This window comes from Pinibacter aurantiacus, from assembly GCF_019130065.1.
GTDB lineage: Bacteria > Bacteroidota > Bacteroidia > Chitinophagales > Chitinophagaceae > Pinibacter > Pinibacter aurantiacus.
Genome location: NZ_JAHSPG010000015.1, coordinates 495,783 through 512,335 on the forward strand (window position 1 = coordinate 495,783; position 16,553 = coordinate 512,335).

The following is a 16,553-nucleotide window of genomic DNA, read 5'->3' on the forward strand; positions in this document are numbered from 1 at the left end:
ATGTTTAACCGTAGCGAAAATAATTATGCAAAAAGCGAACCAAGAACAGCCATGCAAAACGCTAAACGCCTAACGCAGGGTGTTGCACCAAAACTGCGTTAGGCGTTAGCCATTAAGCATTAAGCGTTACACCAAGCTTTTCAATTTCTCAATCACCGCATCCACTTCTTCTTTCGTATTGAGTTTACTGAAGGAGAACCGAACGGGAACCTGGTTAGGGTTGTTATTGATGGCGCGAATTACGTGTGAGCCGATGTCTACGCCGCTTGTACAGGCGCTTCCGCCGGAAACACAAATATGATTGATATCGAGGTTGAACAAGATCATTTCAGACTTTTCATTCTTAGGAAATGAAACGTTCAAAACAGTATACAAACTTCTTCCGTCTACATCGCCGTTAAAACTTACGCCAGGAAAACTCTTCTGCAATTGCTCCTTCATGTAAGTTTTGATCTCTTTGATGTAAGCGCTGTCTTTTTCGAAATTGGCAGTTGCAAGCTCTAATGCTTTTGCAAAACCAACGATGCCGTAAAGATTTTCCGTACCTGCACGCATGTTACGCTCTTGCGAACCACCGTGTATGTAGGGTTTTATTTTTACATTTTCGTTTATGTACAAGATACCAACGCCTTTAGGACCGTGGAATTTGTGTCCTGCACCAGTTATAAAATGTACCGGTGTATTGCGCAGATCAAATGGATAGTGCCCAACCGTTTGCACCGTATCTGAATGGAATATTGCGTTGTATTTCTGGCAAATACCTCCCACCGCATTTAGGTCAAGTAAATTGCCAATTTCATTGTTGGCGTGCATCAGAGTAACGAGCGTTCTTTCTTCGCTTTCCGCCAATAATCTTTCCAGGTCCTCAAGATCAACGTGACCGCTTGGCAGTACTTTTACAAAGCTGAGTTTTATTTCATCGTTGTGGTGAAGGTACTCTACTGAATGTAATGTAGCGTGGTGCTCTATTGGCGAAGAAATGATATGTCTGCAACCGAGGTCCCTTATTGCAGCAGTAATAACTGTGTTGCTGCTTTCTGTTCCACCGGAAGTAAAGAAAATTTCTGCTGGATGTGCATTCAGGATTTTTGCAACGGACTTCCGCGCGTTTTCAATAGCTAGCCTGCTTTCGCGGCCATATGAGTATATAGAAGATGGGTTACCAAATTTTTCAGTCAGGTAAGGCATCATGGCTTCAAGCACCGATGGGTCCAGTGAAGTGGTAGCGGCATTATCGAAATATATTCTTTGCACGATCTGTTTAATTTAGGTTTCAAAGAAGGTGCAAATTTACAAAAGAACGGGTATTAAAAACGAACGCAGATTATTCTGATCCCAATTGACCGGAAGATTTTTACAAACCCCCGTTAATTAGTGACGATCATCATAATCTGCGTTGCGAAAATAAAATAACAGTTGGCTTATGCCATGAATTCTTTAATGTCGTGCATCAAGCGTAATGCAATGTTATTGGCAGTGGTTTCAAAATTGCTTTCCGCGTAAATACGGATGATTGGCTCCGTGTTGGATGTGCGTAAATGAACCCAATCCTGGTCAAATTCAATTTTTAAACCGTCTTCTGTGTTAACGGGTTGCTTTTTGTATTTCGCTTTGATTTTTTCGAAAATATCTTTCACATCCACTCCATTGCTCAGTTCCATTTTATTTTTGGAAATGAAATAGTCAGGATATTTTGCTCTGAAAGATTTCATTCCGTTTTTATGCTGGGCAAGTGAACTCAGGAACAAACCGATACCGATCAGGGCGTCGCGGCCGTAATGAAGATCCGGAACGATAATGCCTCCGTTTCCTTCACCGCCAATAACTGCATTCATCTCCTTCATTCTGTTCACCACATTCACCTCACCTACTGCAGATGGATAGTATTCTCCGCCATGGTGCAATGTAATTTCCTTCAAAGCCTTTGTAGAAGACATATTGGAAACTGTGTTGCCTTTCTTTTTGCTCAACACATAGTCAGCCACGGCTACCAATGTAAATTCTTCACCAAACATGCTACCATCTTCGCATACGAAGCAAAGACGATCAACGTCCGGGTCAACAGCTATACCAAATGAAGCGCCATGTTTTTTAACTTCTGCGCTCAGGCTGGTAAGGTTTTCCGGCAATGGCTCAGGATTGTGGGCAAATTTGCCGGTAATCTCGCTATTGATCACAATAACTTCTTGTACGCCTAAAGCCTCAAGAAGCATTGGTATTACAGTTGCGCCGGTTGAATTGATGGCATCTACGACCACTTTATATCCTTTAGCAGCAATGCCTTCTTTATTTACCAAAGGATAATTTACAATGGCGTCAATATGTTTTTGTAAATAAGTATCGTTAACTGAATAGCTACCCAATTTATCTACGGGCGCAAATTTGTATGAATCTTTTGCAGCCAGTTCAAGAATGATGGCACCAGCTTCCGCGCTGATGAATTCGCCCTGATTGTTTAGCAATTTGAGTGCATTCCACTCTTTAGGATTGTGACTCGCGGTAATAATAATACCACCATCAGCTCCTTCCCACTTTACAGCCATTTCAACTGTAGGCGTAGTAGAGAGGCCGAGGTCCACAACGTCGAGGCCCAGTCCCAATAAAGTGTTTACTGCAAGTTGGCTTACCATTTCTCCGCTGATTCTACCATCACGGCCAATAACTACTTTCTTACCATTGTTTTTTTCTATTAGCCAGGTCCCATATGCAGCTGTAAATTTTACCACATCAAGTGGCGTCAAATTCTCAGACGGATTGCCACCAACAGTTCCTCTAATGCCGGAAATACTTTTAATCAATGCCACAGATCTAACGGTTTAAATTTTGTATCTAAATAAATTTTCAAGTCCAATCGAATGACCAGTGCTTTTATAGGATGTGAGATTGCAAGGGGGACAAATTTAAGAATTCTACCGACCATTTCTACGGTAAATTAATAACATTCTACTTTTTAGGAATCAAATCGTTGAAAATAAACTGTTAACAATCATTAATCTGATGTTATCTGTCGACGATATATTTCCCGAAGCAGCATAAAACTGCAAAAGGCGTACCGGGTATGAGTTATGAGTGTTAAGTTTTGAATTATGAGTTATTAGACCACAGTTCGAAGCTCGAAGCATTATTGATTCCCATGCCTTTTTAATCCAAAACCCATAACTTAAAACTCACAACTCAAAACTCTTACCTACTTTTACAGCGTTTATTACAAAAATTATGGACCTACAGGCTAATTGGTTTAAAGATTGGTTTAATTCACAATATTATCATCAGTTATATTTTAAAAGAGATGAAAAGGAAGCAGCGGAGTTTATCCACTTACTTATCGAGAGATTAAATCCTCCAGCCAATAGCCTTATGCTGGATGTGGCCTGTGGAAAAGGCAGGCATTCGAAAATACTGGCCGATCATGGTTTTGACATCACAGGCATTGACATTTCCCCCGACAGCATTGCAGAGGCAAAAGAATCTGAAAATGAACGTCTTCATTTTTTCGTGCAGGATATGCGCTTGCCGTTCATGATCAATTACTTTGATTACGCATTTAACTTTTTTACGAGCTTCGGCTATTTCAAGTCTGAACGGGAACATTATAATGCGATAAGATCCATCGCACAATCCATTAAGCCAAACGGCACCCTGGTAATAGACTACTTGAACGTGCATTATGCCGAAGATCACCTCATACACAAAGCTGATAAAGAAATTGACGGTATTAACTTCTTTATTACCAAGTGGTTCGACGAGACACATTTCTATAAAAAGATAGTAGTGGAAGACGATGAACTAACCGAGCCGCTCGAATACACAGAGAAAGTTGCCAAGTTCACTTTGGGTGATTTTAATGATATGTTTGCCTACCACAACCTGCAAATTCAGGAAGTCTATGGGGATTATCATTTCGGAGCCTACGATGTGCGGAAGTCACCGAGGTTAATAATGATTGCGAAGAAAGTTGTTAGTTGATAGTTGTTCGTTGCTAGACTTTTTGTGCTATCAACACTTAATTTGAGTGGCAACCTATTAATTATTCTTTATTAATTATTAATTGCCAAAACGCTCTAATTCCTAATTTCTAATTCCTAATCACATGTCTCTTCTCCAATGGCTGCAACATATAGATGAAACGATGTTCATATTCGTTCACCACACAGCCAGCGCTCCGTTTCTAGACAACTTCATGCTGTTGATGCGCAACGCTAATACATGGATTCCGTTATATGCTTTCATGCTGTTTTGGAGCATTAAATTTGGAAAGCCCTACACTATTATTTTTATAGCCTGCACACTTATCACTTTTGCATTGGGAGACTATATCAGTTCCGGTATTATTAAGAACCTTGTCGCACGCCCGCGCCCTTGCGACACAGCGAGCCTGGAACCTTACTTACGACACCTGATCGGCTGTGGTGGTTACTCGATGCCGTCTTCACACGCGACCAATCATTTTGCGCTGGCGACATTCTGGTTCCTGGCAATAAAAAAAATCAGGGGAAGAAAATGGCAATGGCTTTGGTTCTGGGCCGCGCTGGTGGCATATGCACAAGTATACGTGGGCAAACACTATCCGTTTGATGTGCTGGCAGGCACCGTTCTGGGCATACTCATCGGTCTTGGCACGAGCAAATTATTTGACTACGCAATCAAAAAACAGGAGGAGCGTCAAAAGTCAAAAATCAAAAGTCAAAAATAGCCTTACTGCTACATTCACTTTTGAATTTCGCTTTTTGAATTTTAACTTTTGAATTTTCACAATATGCAACAACCCGATTTACAATCCTGGCTCAATAAATGGTTCCCGATAATTGTAATTATAGGAATCGCGGTAAACGCAAGCGGTTTGTTTCTGCCTATACTCGGCACTGATGGCGCTTTGTATGCCCATGTGGCAAAAACAATGTCGCTCAATAACAACTTCAATGATTTATATGTTGAAGGAAAAGACTGGTTGGATAAGCCTCACTTTCCTTTCTGGGTGACTGCCCTATTCTTTAAAATTTTCGGCACCAATTCATTTGCTTATAAACTACCGGGATTGCTTTTCTGGGCACTTGGTATCTTTTATACATACCGGTTTGCAAAGCTGTTTTATAATGACACGACTGCTAAAGTCGCTGTGATCATTTACCTGACGGCAGAACATTTGGTGTTGTCCAACAACGACGTTCGTGCGGAGCCTTTCCTGACCGGCATGGTCATTGGCAGTGTTTATCATTTTTATAAATCATATGGTAAAACGTTCAGCCTCGACCTCGTGCTGGGCGCTTTGCTGGCGGGATTCGCAGTCATGACGAAAGGGCTTTTCATTCTGTTGCCAATTGGTGGCGGCTTCATTGTGCACTGGATTATTAAAAAAGAATGGAACCAGTTCTTTCAATTCCGTTGGATACTAGCGATCATTCTCACTTTCGCTTTTGCAACACCGGAATTATATGCATTGTATCACCAGGTTGACTTGCATCCTGAAAAAACATTTATTGTTGGCGACAAACCAGATCCTTCTGTAAAATCGGGCATCAAGTTTTTCCTTTGGGACAGCCAGTTTGGCCGTTTTTTCAATACCGGACCCATCAAAGGAAGCGGTGATAAATCATTCTTCCTGCACACTTTGCTCTGGGCATTTTTACCGTGGTCACTGGTTATGTATGCGTCTTTGTATAGAAACATCAAAAGCATTGTCAAGAAAGATGGTTATGCGAAAGAATACATTTCACTCGGCGCTTCTATCCTAACGTTGTTGCTTTTCTCTTTATCAAAATTCCAATTGCCGCATTATTCCAATATTATTTTTCCATTTCTTGGCATCTTAACTGCTCATTTCCTTTGCTCGTTGAAAATGCCAAAGTCGATCAAAGCCGTGTACATTATACAAGCTGTTATAGGAATTATTGCCGTTCTGCTTCCGGTTATACTGTTGATTTTCTTTAGACCGCCACATTATATCTTAGCGGCATTCTGGATAACAATTGTAGTGGTTTTGTCAGTTTACTGGTTTGGGAAAAAATCAATAACATCGGCCATTGGCATTGGTTTCGCGACAAGTGTACTGATAAACATTTTTCTGAACGCTTTCTTTTACGGGCCGCTCATGCAGTACCAGGCTGGTATGAAAGCTGCATGGTATATTAATGAAAATAACCCGCAACATTTAAAAGCCGGGGAATTTGATACACAGTCGTACCACTATGCATTTTATTTAAACCAACCGAATTACCAATGGAGCATTGATGACCTGAAAACTGAAGCAAAACAACAACCTGTGCTGGTGTTAACTGAGCGTTCCAAACTGGATTCTCTTAATAATGCAGGATTGAAAACAGAAGTATTGGCACCTTTCGAAGATTTCAGGGTAGCCATGCTTACCGGAAAATTTGTGAACTATACAACCAGGAGCGAGGCGACTAAAAAAATGGTAGTCGTGAGGGTAAATAATAATTAATAAAGAATAATTAATAGTCGCAGCCCGCTAAGAAAACATGGGCGCATCTAATTTCTAATGAGGTTTGGCAAGGTTGCTTTCAATCATGAAACTCGCCCTATTAATTCTTAATTATTAATTATTAATTCCCCAATTTGCCATTATCTTCACTTCTAAATTAGACTAACCCATCTGATATCCAACTTAATAAAACATGACGGAAATTCTAATAATACTTGGATTAATTTTGTTGAACGGGCTTTTTTCGATGGCTGAGATTGCCCTTGTCTCGGCACGAAAATCAAAACTTGAACTTCAGGCGAGCAAAGGTGATACTCGCGCAAAAGAAGCTTTAAAACTTTCCAGCAATCCGGATACTTTTCTTTCCACTGTACAAATAGGAATCACATTAATAGGCATTTTGACCGGTATTTACTCCGGCGATAAGATAAAATCCAGTCTTGTAGAATTTCTTACCGGACTTGGATTTATAAAACCATCCCTTGTTGGCGGTGTCGCTACAGTAATTGTACTGATCATTTTGACGTATTTCTCATTGGTTTTGGGAGAATTGGTTCCCAAAAGAATTGGTATGGCAAACCCGGAAAGGATTGCCAAATTGGTCGCACGTCCCATGAGAGTGGTGAGCATTATTACGCATCCATTTATCTGGTTATTGTCGAAATCCACCAACTTTATCACCAAAATATTCAATCTTCAATCAACTGACAGCCAGGTAACGGAAGAAGAAATCAAAGCGATCATCAGTGAAGGAACCGAGCAGGGTACCATTGACGAAGCGGAACAAGAAATCATCGAAAGGGTTTTCCACCTTGGCGATAGAACCATTACGTCGCTGATGACACATAGAAGCGATATCATCTGGTTCGATCTTAATGATAATGAGGAATCTATAAAAGAGAAAATTTTAAGAGAACCACACTCCGTTTACCCGATTTGCGAAGGCGAACTGGATAACATGAAGGGTATCGTTTCCATAAAAGACCTTTATACTTCAAACGATAAAGTGCTTTTCAAGCACATTATGCAGCCGGCAATGTTTGTTCCTGAAAATAACTCCGCTTATAAAGTGCTGGAGAAATTCAAGCAGTCAAAGAACCATAGCTGTTTCATTGTGGATGAATACGGTAGTGTTCAGGGAATGATCACTTTAAACGATATACTCGAAGCCATCGTCGGTGACATGCCACAACCGGATATGGAAGACTACGAAATCACGGACCGCGGCGACGGAACTTACCTCGTGGATGGGCAAATTCCTTTCTACGATTTCCTTCACCGCTTCGACATGACCGACCTGATGAATGAGGGCGAACAGGAATTCAATACCCTCGCCGGATTTATCCTTCACATACTGGAACACATTCCACATACAGGAGAATCCGTTGACTGGCAAGGCTTTAAGTTCGAGATCATAGATATGGACGCGTTGCGTATTGATAAAATCCTTGTAACCGGGCCGCAAACGCCCGCTTCGGAAGTACCAGAGGAATAATTGAAAGTTAGTGGAGAGTGGAGAATGGAGAGTTGAGAGTTATTTGAAAGTCAACCATTAGGATAATATTGCAAAACCTCTGTATCTTCGGAGGTTTTATTTTTTCTCAACTCTCAACTCTCAACTCTCAACTCTCAACTCTCAACTCTCAACTCTCAACTCTCAACTCTCAACTAAATCTGCCATCCTGTCATTTATTTCCCTCTTTTTAGCTATTTTTGCACACTTACAAAAAATTGAAAAATGCTGGATGTTGTAGCAGAAAAAGCGCATGATGAAGCAAGGCAGGGAGAAGCATATGCTCCATTTGCCAACGACCCCAATCAATACAAGAAAAAATTCTATATAGAAAGTTATGGCTGTGCCATGAACTTTGCGGATAGCGAAATAGTAGCCTCCATTTTAAACAAAGATGGCTTTGGTGCTACCAGCAATTGCGAAGACGCAGACCTTATTTTACTGAACACCTGCTCGATCCGTGAAAAAGCGGAGCAGACGGTAAGAAAACGTCTTACTGAGTTTCGCAAATTGAAGCAGGCAAGGCCCGGCACGTTGGTTGGAGTGCTGGGATGTATGGCCGAGCGACTAAAGGCTAAATTGCTGGAAGAAGAAAAGCTTGTTGATATTGTCGTGGGACCAGACGCTTACAGAAGCCTTCCAGCGCTGATTGAAGAAGCAGACGGCGGGCAGAAAGCCGTAAACGTACTGCTGAGCCGCGATGAAACTTATGCAGACATCTCTCCTATCCGTCTTAACAGCAACGGCGTAATGGCATTTGTGAGCATTATGCGTGGTTGCAACAATATGTGCTCATTCTGCGTGGTGCCGTTTACACGTGGCCGTGAAAGAAGCCGCGATGCCGCAAGCATTGTTGCTGAGTGCCGCGATCTTTTTGAAAGAGGTTACAGGGAAGTCACACTGCTCGGACAAAACGTAGACTCTTACTATTACACATCAGATATCAGTTCGAATAACGTGGTAACATTTGCCAACTTGTTGGAAATGGTGGCGCTTGTGTCACCTGACCTCCGCGTACGCTTTAGCTCTTCACATCCGAAAGATATTACCGAAGAAGTTTTGCAGATGATTGCCAAATATGAAAACATTTGCAAATCCATACACCTTCCTATTCAAAGCGGATCTAACCGCGTGTTGCAGTTAATGAACCGTACTTACACACGTGAGTGGTATAAAGCAAAAGTGGACCGCATTAGGGAAGTATTACCGGGTTGCGCAATTACCTCAGATGTCATCGCTGGTTTTTGTACCGAAACAGAAGAAGATCATCAGGACACAATAGAGATGATAAAATACAGCAAGTACGATTTCGGGTACATGTACTTCTACAGCGAAAGACCAGGCACATTGGCCGCGAAAAGATACAAAGACGATGTTCCTGAAGATGTGAAAAAAAGAAGATTGGCAGAGATTGTAGCACTGCAGAGACGCATTTTTGAAGAAAGCAATACTGCTGATATCGGCAAAACTTTTAAAATATTAATTGAAGGAGATAGCAAACGCAGCGACAAAGATTGGATGGGACGCACCAGCCAAAGCAAAGTCGTTGTTGTTCCTAAAGGAACCAGCCAATATAAACCGGGTGATTACGTGATGGTGAAAGTAGTTGAGTCAACCGGAGGCACGCTAATCGGGGAAATAATTGAATAACTGAATAACTGAGTAACTGAATAACTGAAGTGAATCAAAACATAAGGCACACCTCAGTTATTCAGTTTATTCAGTTATTCAATAATTACAACAGCATGGACACACAAAGCATAAAAAACAGGTTTGGTATCATTGGTAATTCACCGGCACTTAACCATGCGTTAAACGTGGCTGTGCAGGTGGCAAATACCGATTTGAGCGTATTGATCAACGGAGAAAGTGGTGTGGGTAAAGAGGTTTTTTCGCAGATCATTCATGCATTGTCTGCAAGAAAACACAATCCTTTTATTGCAGTAAACTGCGGTGCCATTCCAGAAGGCACGATCGATTCTGAATTGTTTGGTCACGAAAAAGGTTCATTCACCGGAGCGGTTGATAGTCGCAAAGGCTATTTTGAAACAGTGAACGGAGGAACCATTTTTCTTGATGAGATAGGTGAAATGCCACTCGGCACACAAGCAAGATTGTTGCGCGTTTTGGAAACAGGCGAATACATTCGTGTAGGTTCTTCCAAAGTTCAAAAAACGGATGTACGTGTAATTGCCGCCACCAATAAAGATCTGCTGGAATTTACTTACAAAGGAAAATTTCGTGAAGACTTGTATTATCGCTTAAACACAGTGCCTATCCGCGTTCCGGCATTGCGCGACAGAAAAGAAGACATTCCATTATTGTTCAGAAAATTCAGCGTGGATTTTGCAGAGCGCTATAAAACAGCTCCTGTTCAATTGGATGACGATGCAAGAAATGTATTGGTAAGCTATGGCTGGCCAGGCAATGTGCGTGAATTAAAAAATATTGCGGAACAGATCTCCGTTCTTTCTATTGATAAAAATATTACCGGCAGAGAGCTACAAATATTTCTCCCGCAAAACAATAACAGCAACCGTTTACCCATGTTGGTATCATCCAACACAAACGCAAACGGTAATGAATTCTCTAATGAAAGAGAAATTCTGTACAAGCTTTTTTTCGACATGAAAAAAGACGTTACGGAACTGAAAAAGATGTTTGCAGAAATCATCAAAAACCCTTCTAATGCCGCTGTTGCCGCTGCCTACGCGCACGACAACCTGATGAATGACTATACTCCGATCGGAGAATTACAACCAAACGCTCCTATCCAGGCTCAGCCTTATATGCAGGTGCAAGCGCCGCCTACGCACGCTGCGCAGCCCGTTATTATGGAACATGATGACATCCACGAGCACGAAGAAGTAGAAGAATCCCTGAATATAATGGACAAGGAAAAAGAGCTGATCGTAAAGGCTTTGAAAAAACACAAAGGCAAGCGCAAAGATGCCGCCCTAGACCTGGGAATCAGCGAAAGAACTTTGTACAGAAAGTTAAAAGAGTACGATATTGATGATTAATTGAAAGTTGAAAGTTGAAAATGGAGAGTTGAGAGTTAATGATTGATGCTGTTAAGCAAAATGTTAAATCTAAATAATTTTCAATTTTCAACTTTCAATTTTCAACTCCCCACTCTCAACTATTTTCATACATTTACTTTACTTTCGAATTTCACACATGAATAAATCTTTTGCACGAATAATAAAACAAACAGGTTTGGTACTTACATCATTGTTGGTATGCGCCTTTTTGTTTAGTGCATGTTATACATTCAAGGACATTTCTATTCCGCCGGAAATAAAAACGGCCCGTATAAATTATTTGGATAACCATGCCCGCTATATAAATCCGCAATTGAGTCCACAGCTAACAGACGCATTGCGCCAAAAGATCAACAACCAAACAAGGCTCACGCTTATAACCAGCGACGAAGCAGATTTCGATATTGCCGGCTTTATAAGCGATTACAGCGTCACTACCTCCGGTATTTCCAATCAGCAGGCAGCTAGTAACCGTCTCAATGTCTCTGTTCACATTATATTTAAGAACAGGAAGGACGAAAAGAAAAATTTCGAGGCCGATGTAACGCGCAACTTCGACTTCAATGCCAGCCTGAGTTTGCAACAGGCTGAAACTCAGCTGATGCCAGACATTCTCAAAAACCTTACCGACGAAATTTTCAACCGTATTTTTTCAAACTGGTAAAATGCCGTTATCTTGCTAATCCAGAAATGAATATATCTAGTATCATACAAGAAATTTTTCACCAGAGGAGGCTTGAAGATGTTTCGTTGGAGCAGCTTCAAACACTTGCCGCTGATGAACCCTATTTTGCTCCCGGGCATTTCCTGCTATTAAAGAAGTTGCAACAAACGGCTGATCCCGGATTTGAAAGCCAATTGCACAAAACTGTTCTTTACTTCGGCAATCCTTTATGGCTGCAATATCTTTTGCAACCAACTATTAATGAGCCTGTTACAGAAATAAAACGAGAACACGTTCATGCTGCCAATGTTCCCGCTACGCAACCTGAAGCAGCCATAGCAGCGCCGGTTGTTGATTATCAACCGCAGACCGCAATCGCTGTTCAGGAGGAGGAAGTGCTACAAAAAGAGGCGGTAAATGATGACAGCGAGGTAATTAACGCGCACAGTAATGAAGCGATCAAGTTAGAACCTGCCGTAACGGAAGAAAAAACCGCTTCCCAGGAAGACAGTGTAATTTTTGAACCTTATCACACAATTGACTATTTCGCGTCACTGGGTATAAAAGTTGGCAAAAATGTGCCCGTAAATGACAAGCTTGGCAAGCAATTGAAAAGCTTTACCGAATGGCTGAAAACGCTCAAACGTTTGCCAGACAGCACTATAGCTGCACAGGAAGCTGAAGAACATCAACCGATGCCGGATGCGCGGGTAGAGGCCATGGCAGAGGTTTCAATAAAAGAAAAAGAAACTTTAACAGAATCAATGGCTGAGGTTCTGCTGAAACAGGGAAAAAAAGAAACAGCGATCGAAATGTACAATAAATTAAGTTTGCTGAATCCCGACAAATCCCATTATTTTGCAGCCAAAATAGAAGCTTTAAAACAAAATTAATATGGTTATTCTTTTCGTTATACTGATCATTATCGCATGTGTGGTGCTTGGTTTCGTGGTATTGGTTCAAAATCCTAAAGGCGGTGGTCTTGCCGGAAACATCGGCGGTATCGGCAACCAATTCATGGGTGTTAAACAAACAACCGACGTTTTGGAGAAAGGTACATGGATCTTCGCAACAATTATCGCTTTATTGTGCATTTTCTCTGCAGTATTCATTCCTTCAACTACTGTAAAAAGCAAAGGTTTGATGAATGAGCTGAATACATCTGTACCAGCACAGCAAGTTCCTGCACAGCCAGTAACACAGCCTACTGCTCCTGCTGCTAAGCCGTAAGAAATAGCATTTATTTAAATTTCAAATACTTCCCTGTTCTTTAATTTGTTTAATGAACAGGGTTTTTTATTTAATTTAAGGAGATTTTACACCAATGCGCAAAACTTTATTCATCACCCTTGGAGCTATCGTATTAATAGGAGCCATCGTTGCCTGGCTTGTATTTGGCCCTGCCACTTCTTTCACAGAAAAAAAATATTTTCTGAATATCAAAAGCTTCAGTGATTATTCCGCAGTCTTAAAACAAATAGAAACGGAAAAGATAATCACCTCGCCTGCCACCTTCAATTTTCTCGCGAAAAGAATAGGTTATCCGCAAAAAGTAAAAGCGGGACGCTACGAGATAAAAAAAGGCATGAGCGTTTTTACCATATTAAGAATGCTGAAAAATGGAAGGCAGTCCCCTGTTAATCTTGTCATTACCAAACTGAGGACAAAAGAAGATTTTGCAGGTATGGTAGGTAGAAAATTTGAGTGCGATTCCGCTGCTTTCATTGGCTTTTTGAACAACCAGGATTCCTTGAAAAAATATGGACTGGATACAAACACCATTATGACGGCTGTTTTGCCAAACACTTATACCTATTTCTGGAACATTACGCCTGCAAAAGTGTTCTCAAAAATATTTGATAGCTATACTTCCTTCTGGACCGCGGAAAGAAAACAAAAAGCCGCACAAAAAGGTCTCGATCCGCAACGGGTAACTATTCTTGCTTCTATTGTGGAAGAAGAAACCAATAAAAATGACGAAAAAGGAAATATAGCAAGCGTGTACCTTAACAGAATGGCAAAAGGCATGCGACTTGGAGCCGATCCCACCGTTAAGTTTGCTCTGAAAGATTTCTCACTAAAGAGAATTTACAATAAGCATCTTGCGGTAGAGTCCCCATATAACACCTACCGTGTGTATGGTTTGCCTCCGGGCCCAATCTGCACACCCTCTGAAGTTACTATAGACGCTGTTTTGGACGCTCCCAAAACGGACTATATGTTTTTTGTAGCCAAAAGTGATTTCTCAGGTCATCATAACTTTGCAGCTACTTATGAGGAGCATTTAAAATACGCAAAAGAATATCAACAGGCACTAGATAAGTGGATGGAAAAAAAGGCTGCGAAGGACAGTCTGGAAACCAATTGATAATTGAGAGTGGAGAGTTGAGAATTCATTTCAGTTCAACTCTCCACTCTCAACTTTCAACTCTCAACTTATTCAAATGACAAAATTTCAACGCATCATCATTTCAACGGGTCCTATTAATTATTTAATAGAGAAGAGCAAGGTATGGGAACTGCCTGGCTTTCAGGGCCTGTGTTTGTATGATGTGGTGGCGTTTTTTGGAACCCGCGTCAAAGAAGTTGGATTGAGCGAAAGAGCAGCAGCCATCTCTTTTAATCTGCTAATGGCTATTCCGGCAGCGACCATTTTCCTTTGTACACTTATTCCTTACATGCCGGTGTCAAAACTGATTACGCGTGAGTTGCTTCTTTTAACAAGAGATATTACACCTAATCTTAACACCTATTTACTGGTAAAGGATTTCCTGGTCGACTTTTTGGATACGCCCCGGGAAGGCTTGCTGTCATTGGGTTTCCTGCTGGTAATGTTCACTTCTTCCAATGCGATGATTGGCGTTATGCGATCCTTCAACAGATCGTTGATGCATTCGACGAAGCGTAACTTTTTTCAGAAAAGATGGGTAGCCCTTAAACTTACGGTGCTGCTTATCTTCCTTATCATTGCCACCGTAATGTTGCTTGTAACACAGGGAGCTGCACTAAAATGGATTTTGAAAGCTATGCATTTGCACAGAACGGATGCCTGGACCATGTTTTTTATTAAATTCATCCGTTTTATTATCATCATTGCACTGTTCTTCTACGGCATTTCTTTTATGTACAAATATGCTCCTGCAGTAAAAAACAGGCAGAAACTGAATACACCGGGTAGCATTTTGGCCACCTTCCTAACGGTTTTGCTTACACTCGCTTTCTCATACTGGGTTAACAAGTTCGGCAACTACAACAAAATTTATGGGTCCATTGGTACCATCATTATCCTTATGGTGCTTATTTTCCTGAACTCCCTTGTTTTATTGATCGGCTATGAATTAAACGTGAGTATCCAAACACTGAAGATCATAGCGGCAAACAGAAAACAAGAGCACGAACAGGAACTAATAAGTAAAAAGTAAAAAATGTGCCCGGCTCGTGGCGACGTTTCCAATTTTTGATTTTTTACTTTTGATTTCTTTTGAATGCATACCTCCCACATGCAGCTTTTCTATGCTTTTTACAGTCTTAGTAGTGCAATAAGCGTTTACCCTTATGCGTTGATTTATAAATATTTACAGCATCCGATTTAAACCCTCGTCAACACTTATATTCTAATTTTGCATAACTTTATTAAGCCTTAAAATTCACTTATATGAAAACAAAATTGATCACCCTGTTGCTAGGGATATTTGCCCTAAGCTCGTCGGTTCATGCGCAAAATGGTCTGGCAATAGGATCTGCTATGCCAAAAGCGACTGTCAAAATGAAGGACGTATCAGGCAAGGTTGTTTGTCTTAACGATGCAAAAGAATCAAACGGATTACTTGTAATGTTCAGTTGCAACACCTGTCCATACGTTATCAAGAATCAGCAACGCACAAAAGATATCTGCGAATATTCCAAAAGCCAAAATATTGGTGTCATTATTTTGAATGCAAATGAAGGGAACAGAACAACCGACGACTCCTTTGCATCCATGAAAGAATACGCAAAAGCACAGAACTATAAATGGTTCTATGCGGTTGACAGCAATAACGATCTCGCAGATGCGTTTGGAGCCAACAGGACGCCTGAGTGTTTTTTATTTGACAAAAATGGCAAACTGGTTTATCACGGTGCCATCGACGACAGTCCTTCCGACGAAACCAAGGTAAGTCGTCATCACCTGCAAGAGGCGATAAACGAAACCGTGGCAGGCAAGCCTGTTACAGTGAAAGAAACGAGGTCAGTTGGATGTGTGATAAAAAGGAAGGGATAAACCCAATTTGAAAATTTGAAGATTTGAAAATTTGATAATGAAGAGGGTCGAACATTGTTAAAATGTTCGACCCTCTTCATTATTTAGATTGATAGCGAAATTTAAAACCAGAAGCTTTTCATTTTCAAATCTTCAAATCTTCAAATTTTCAAATTATTTCTACTGTCCCGCCTTATCCACTGCCAGCACCGTCCTCGCGCCTAGTTCACGCGCTACACGCATTACAGCAACCACGTTCTCTACGGGCACTACTTTATCGGCATTGATCACAATCGAAGGTTGATCAGTTTCTTTGGCCAGTATTGGTTGCAATTTTTGTTTTAACTCCTCCAGGGTTACTTTGGCTGTACCTACATAAAAGTTATTGTTTACGTCAATAGAAACAACCACTGTTTGCTTTGCCTTTGTATCACTTTTTGCCTTCGGCTGTGAAAGCTTGATCACATTGGGATTGGCCAGTGTTGACACTATAAGGAAAAACAGCAAGAGGATGAACAATATATCGTTAAGCGCACCTGTGTGCACCTCCGCATGCGATCTTAATCTTCTTTTTAAATTCATTATTCAAATTTTGATTGGTGGGAGACGCGTGCAACGCGTCTCTACGGTATTCATCATTCATCATTCATAAA

At 41.0% G+C, this 16,553-nt stretch carries 15 protein-coding genes; 12 read left to right on the forward strand and 3 right to left on the reverse strand.

From position 1 onward, the window contains the following. Nucleotides 1-126: 126 nt before the first annotated feature. On the reverse strand, nt 127-1,254 hold the full coding sequence (locus KTO63_RS20455; protein WP_217793813.1) for a cysteine desulfurase family protein: 1,128 nt from the start codon (nt 1,252-1,254) through the stop codon (nt 127-129). Nucleotides 1,255-1,421: 167 nt separating this feature from the next. Further along, nucleotides 1,422-2,804, reverse strand: a complete 1,383-nt coding sequence (glmM, locus tag KTO63_RS20460; protein WP_217793814.1) for a phosphoglucosamine mutase — start codon at nt 2,802-2,804, stop codon at nt 1,422-1,424. 412 nt (nt 2,805-3,216) lie between these two features. Here glmM and KTO63_RS20465 point away from each other — a divergent pair, with 412 nt between their 5' ends. The 12 genes from KTO63_RS20465 to KTO63_RS20520 all read left to right on the forward strand — a co-directional run bounded on the left by KTO63_RS20465 (nt 3,217) and on the right by KTO63_RS20520 (nt 15,921). Next, nucleotides 3,217-3,966 carry a class I SAM-dependent methyltransferase gene (locus KTO63_RS20465; protein WP_217793815.1) on the forward strand — a complete coding sequence of 250 codons (750 nt, stop codon included), beginning with the start codon at nt 3,217-3,219 and terminating at the stop codon, nt 3,964-3,966. A 124-nt stretch (nt 3,967-4,090) separates the two neighbouring features. Continuing rightward, nucleotides 4,091-4,693: a phosphatase PAP2 family protein gene (locus KTO63_RS20470; RefSeq protein ID WP_217793816.1), complete on the forward strand. Its 603-nt coding sequence runs from the start codon at nt 4,091-4,093 to the stop codon at nt 4,691-4,693. A 63-nt stretch (nt 4,694-4,756) separates the two neighbouring features. After that, on the forward strand, nt 4,757-6,439 hold the full coding sequence (locus tag KTO63_RS20475; protein WP_217793817.1) for an ArnT family glycosyltransferase: 1,683 nt from the start codon (nt 4,757-4,759) through the stop codon (nt 6,437-6,439). A gap of 193 nt (nt 6,440-6,632) precedes the next feature. Then, a complete protein-coding gene (locus KTO63_RS20480) occupies nt 6,633-7,934 on the forward strand; it encodes a hemolysin family protein (RefSeq protein ID WP_217793818.1) in 1,302 nt (433 codons plus the stop codon). A 243-nt stretch (nt 7,935-8,177) separates the two neighbouring features. Then, nucleotides 8,178-9,602 (forward strand): tRNA (N6-isopentenyl adenosine(37)-C2)-methylthiotransferase MiaB, encoded by a 1,425-nt coding sequence (gene miaB / locus KTO63_RS20485; RefSeq protein WP_217793819.1) that lies wholly within the window; start codon nt 8,178-8,180, stop codon nt 9,600-9,602. 95 nt (nt 9,603-9,697) lie between these two features. After that, nucleotides 9,698-10,975, forward strand: coding sequence for a sigma-54 interaction domain-containing protein (locus KTO63_RS20490; RefSeq protein WP_217793820.1), 1,278 nt, complete (start codon nt 9,698-9,700; stop codon nt 10,973-10,975). A gap of 157 nt (nt 10,976-11,132) precedes the next feature. Beyond that, nucleotides 11,133-11,660 carry an LPS assembly lipoprotein LptE gene (gene lptE, locus KTO63_RS20495; RefSeq protein ID WP_217793821.1) on the forward strand — a complete coding sequence of 176 codons (528 nt, stop codon included), beginning with the start codon at nt 11,133-11,135 and terminating at the stop codon, nt 11,658-11,660. Between the two features lie 26 nt (nt 11,661-11,686). Continuing rightward, nucleotides 11,687-12,553 (forward strand): hypothetical protein, encoded by an 867-nt coding sequence (locus KTO63_RS20500; protein ID WP_217793822.1) that lies wholly within the window; start codon nt 11,687-11,689, stop codon nt 12,551-12,553. 1 nt (nt 12,554) lies between these two features. Beyond that, on the forward strand, nt 12,555-12,890 hold the full coding sequence (gene secG / locus KTO63_RS20505) for a preprotein translocase subunit SecG (RefSeq protein ID WP_217793823.1): 336 nt from the start codon (nt 12,555-12,557) through the stop codon (nt 12,888-12,890). 94 nt (nt 12,891-12,984) lie between these two features. Beyond that, nucleotides 12,985-14,028 carry an endolytic transglycosylase MltG gene (gene mltG, locus KTO63_RS20510; protein ID WP_217793824.1) on the forward strand — a complete coding sequence of 348 codons (1,044 nt, stop codon included), beginning with the start codon at nt 12,985-12,987 and terminating at the stop codon, nt 14,026-14,028. Between the two features lie 76 nt (nt 14,029-14,104). Further along, nucleotides 14,105-15,082: a YihY/virulence factor BrkB family protein gene (locus tag KTO63_RS20515; RefSeq protein WP_217793825.1), complete on the forward strand. Its 978-nt coding sequence runs from the start codon at nt 14,105-14,107 to the stop codon at nt 15,080-15,082. A 233-nt stretch (nt 15,083-15,315) separates the two neighbouring features. Continuing rightward, on the forward strand, nt 15,316-15,921 hold the full coding sequence (locus KTO63_RS20520; RefSeq protein ID WP_217793826.1) for a thioredoxin family protein: 606 nt from the start codon (nt 15,316-15,318) through the stop codon (nt 15,919-15,921). Between the two features lie 159 nt (nt 15,922-16,080). Here the strand turns inward: KTO63_RS20520 and KTO63_RS20525 are convergent, their stop codons facing one another. Then, nucleotides 16,081-16,482: an ExbD/TolR family protein gene (locus KTO63_RS20525; RefSeq protein WP_217793827.1), complete on the reverse strand. Its 402-nt coding sequence runs from the start codon at nt 16,480-16,482 to the stop codon at nt 16,081-16,083. Nucleotides 16,483-16,553: the final 71 nt, after the last annotated feature.

Excerpts from the sequence above, each read along its gene's own strand:
- miaB (WP_217793819.1), top strand. The coding sequence starts at position 8,178 with ATGCTGGATGTTGTAGCAGAAAAAGCGCATGATGAAGCAAGGCAGGGA.
- KTO63_RS20520 (WP_217793826.1), top strand. The coding sequence starts at position 15,316 with ATGAAAACAAAATTGATCACCCTGTTGCTAGGGATATTTGCCCTAAGC.
- mltG (WP_217793824.1), top strand. The coding sequence starts at position 12,985 with ATGCGCAAAACTTTATTCATCACCCTTGGAGCTATCGTATTAATAGGA.
- KTO63_RS20480 (WP_217793818.1), top strand. The coding sequence starts at position 6,633 with ATGACGGAAATTCTAATAATACTTGGATTAATTTTGTTGAACGGGCTT.
- KTO63_RS20500 (WP_217793822.1), top strand. The coding sequence starts at position 11,687 with ATGAATATATCTAGTATCATACAAGAAATTTTTCACCAGAGGAGGCTT.
- lptE (WP_217793821.1), top strand. The coding sequence starts at position 11,133 with ATGAATAAATCTTTTGCACGAATAATAAAACAAACAGGTTTGGTACTT.
- KTO63_RS20475 (WP_217793817.1), top strand. The coding sequence starts at position 4,757 with ATGCAACAACCCGATTTACAATCCTGGCTCAATAAATGGTTCCCGATA.
- KTO63_RS20470 (WP_217793816.1), top strand. The coding sequence starts at position 4,091 with ATGTCTCTTCTCCAATGGCTGCAACATATAGATGAAACGATGTTCATA.
- KTO63_RS20525 (WP_217793827.1), bottom strand. The coding sequence starts at position 16,482 with ATGAATTTAAAAAGAAGATTAAGATCGCATGCGGAGGTGCACACAGGT.
- KTO63_RS20515 (WP_217793825.1), top strand. The coding sequence starts at position 14,105 with ATGACAAAATTTCAACGCATCATCATTTCAACGGGTCCTATTAATTAT.
- secG (WP_217793823.1), top strand. The coding sequence starts at position 12,555 with ATGGTTATTCTTTTCGTTATACTGATCATTATCGCATGTGTGGTGCTT.
- KTO63_RS20465 (WP_217793815.1), top strand. The coding sequence starts at position 3,217 with ATGGACCTACAGGCTAATTGGTTTAAAGATTGGTTTAATTCACAATAT.
- KTO63_RS20490 (WP_217793820.1), top strand. The coding sequence starts at position 9,698 with ATGGACACACAAAGCATAAAAAACAGGTTTGGTATCATTGGTAATTCA.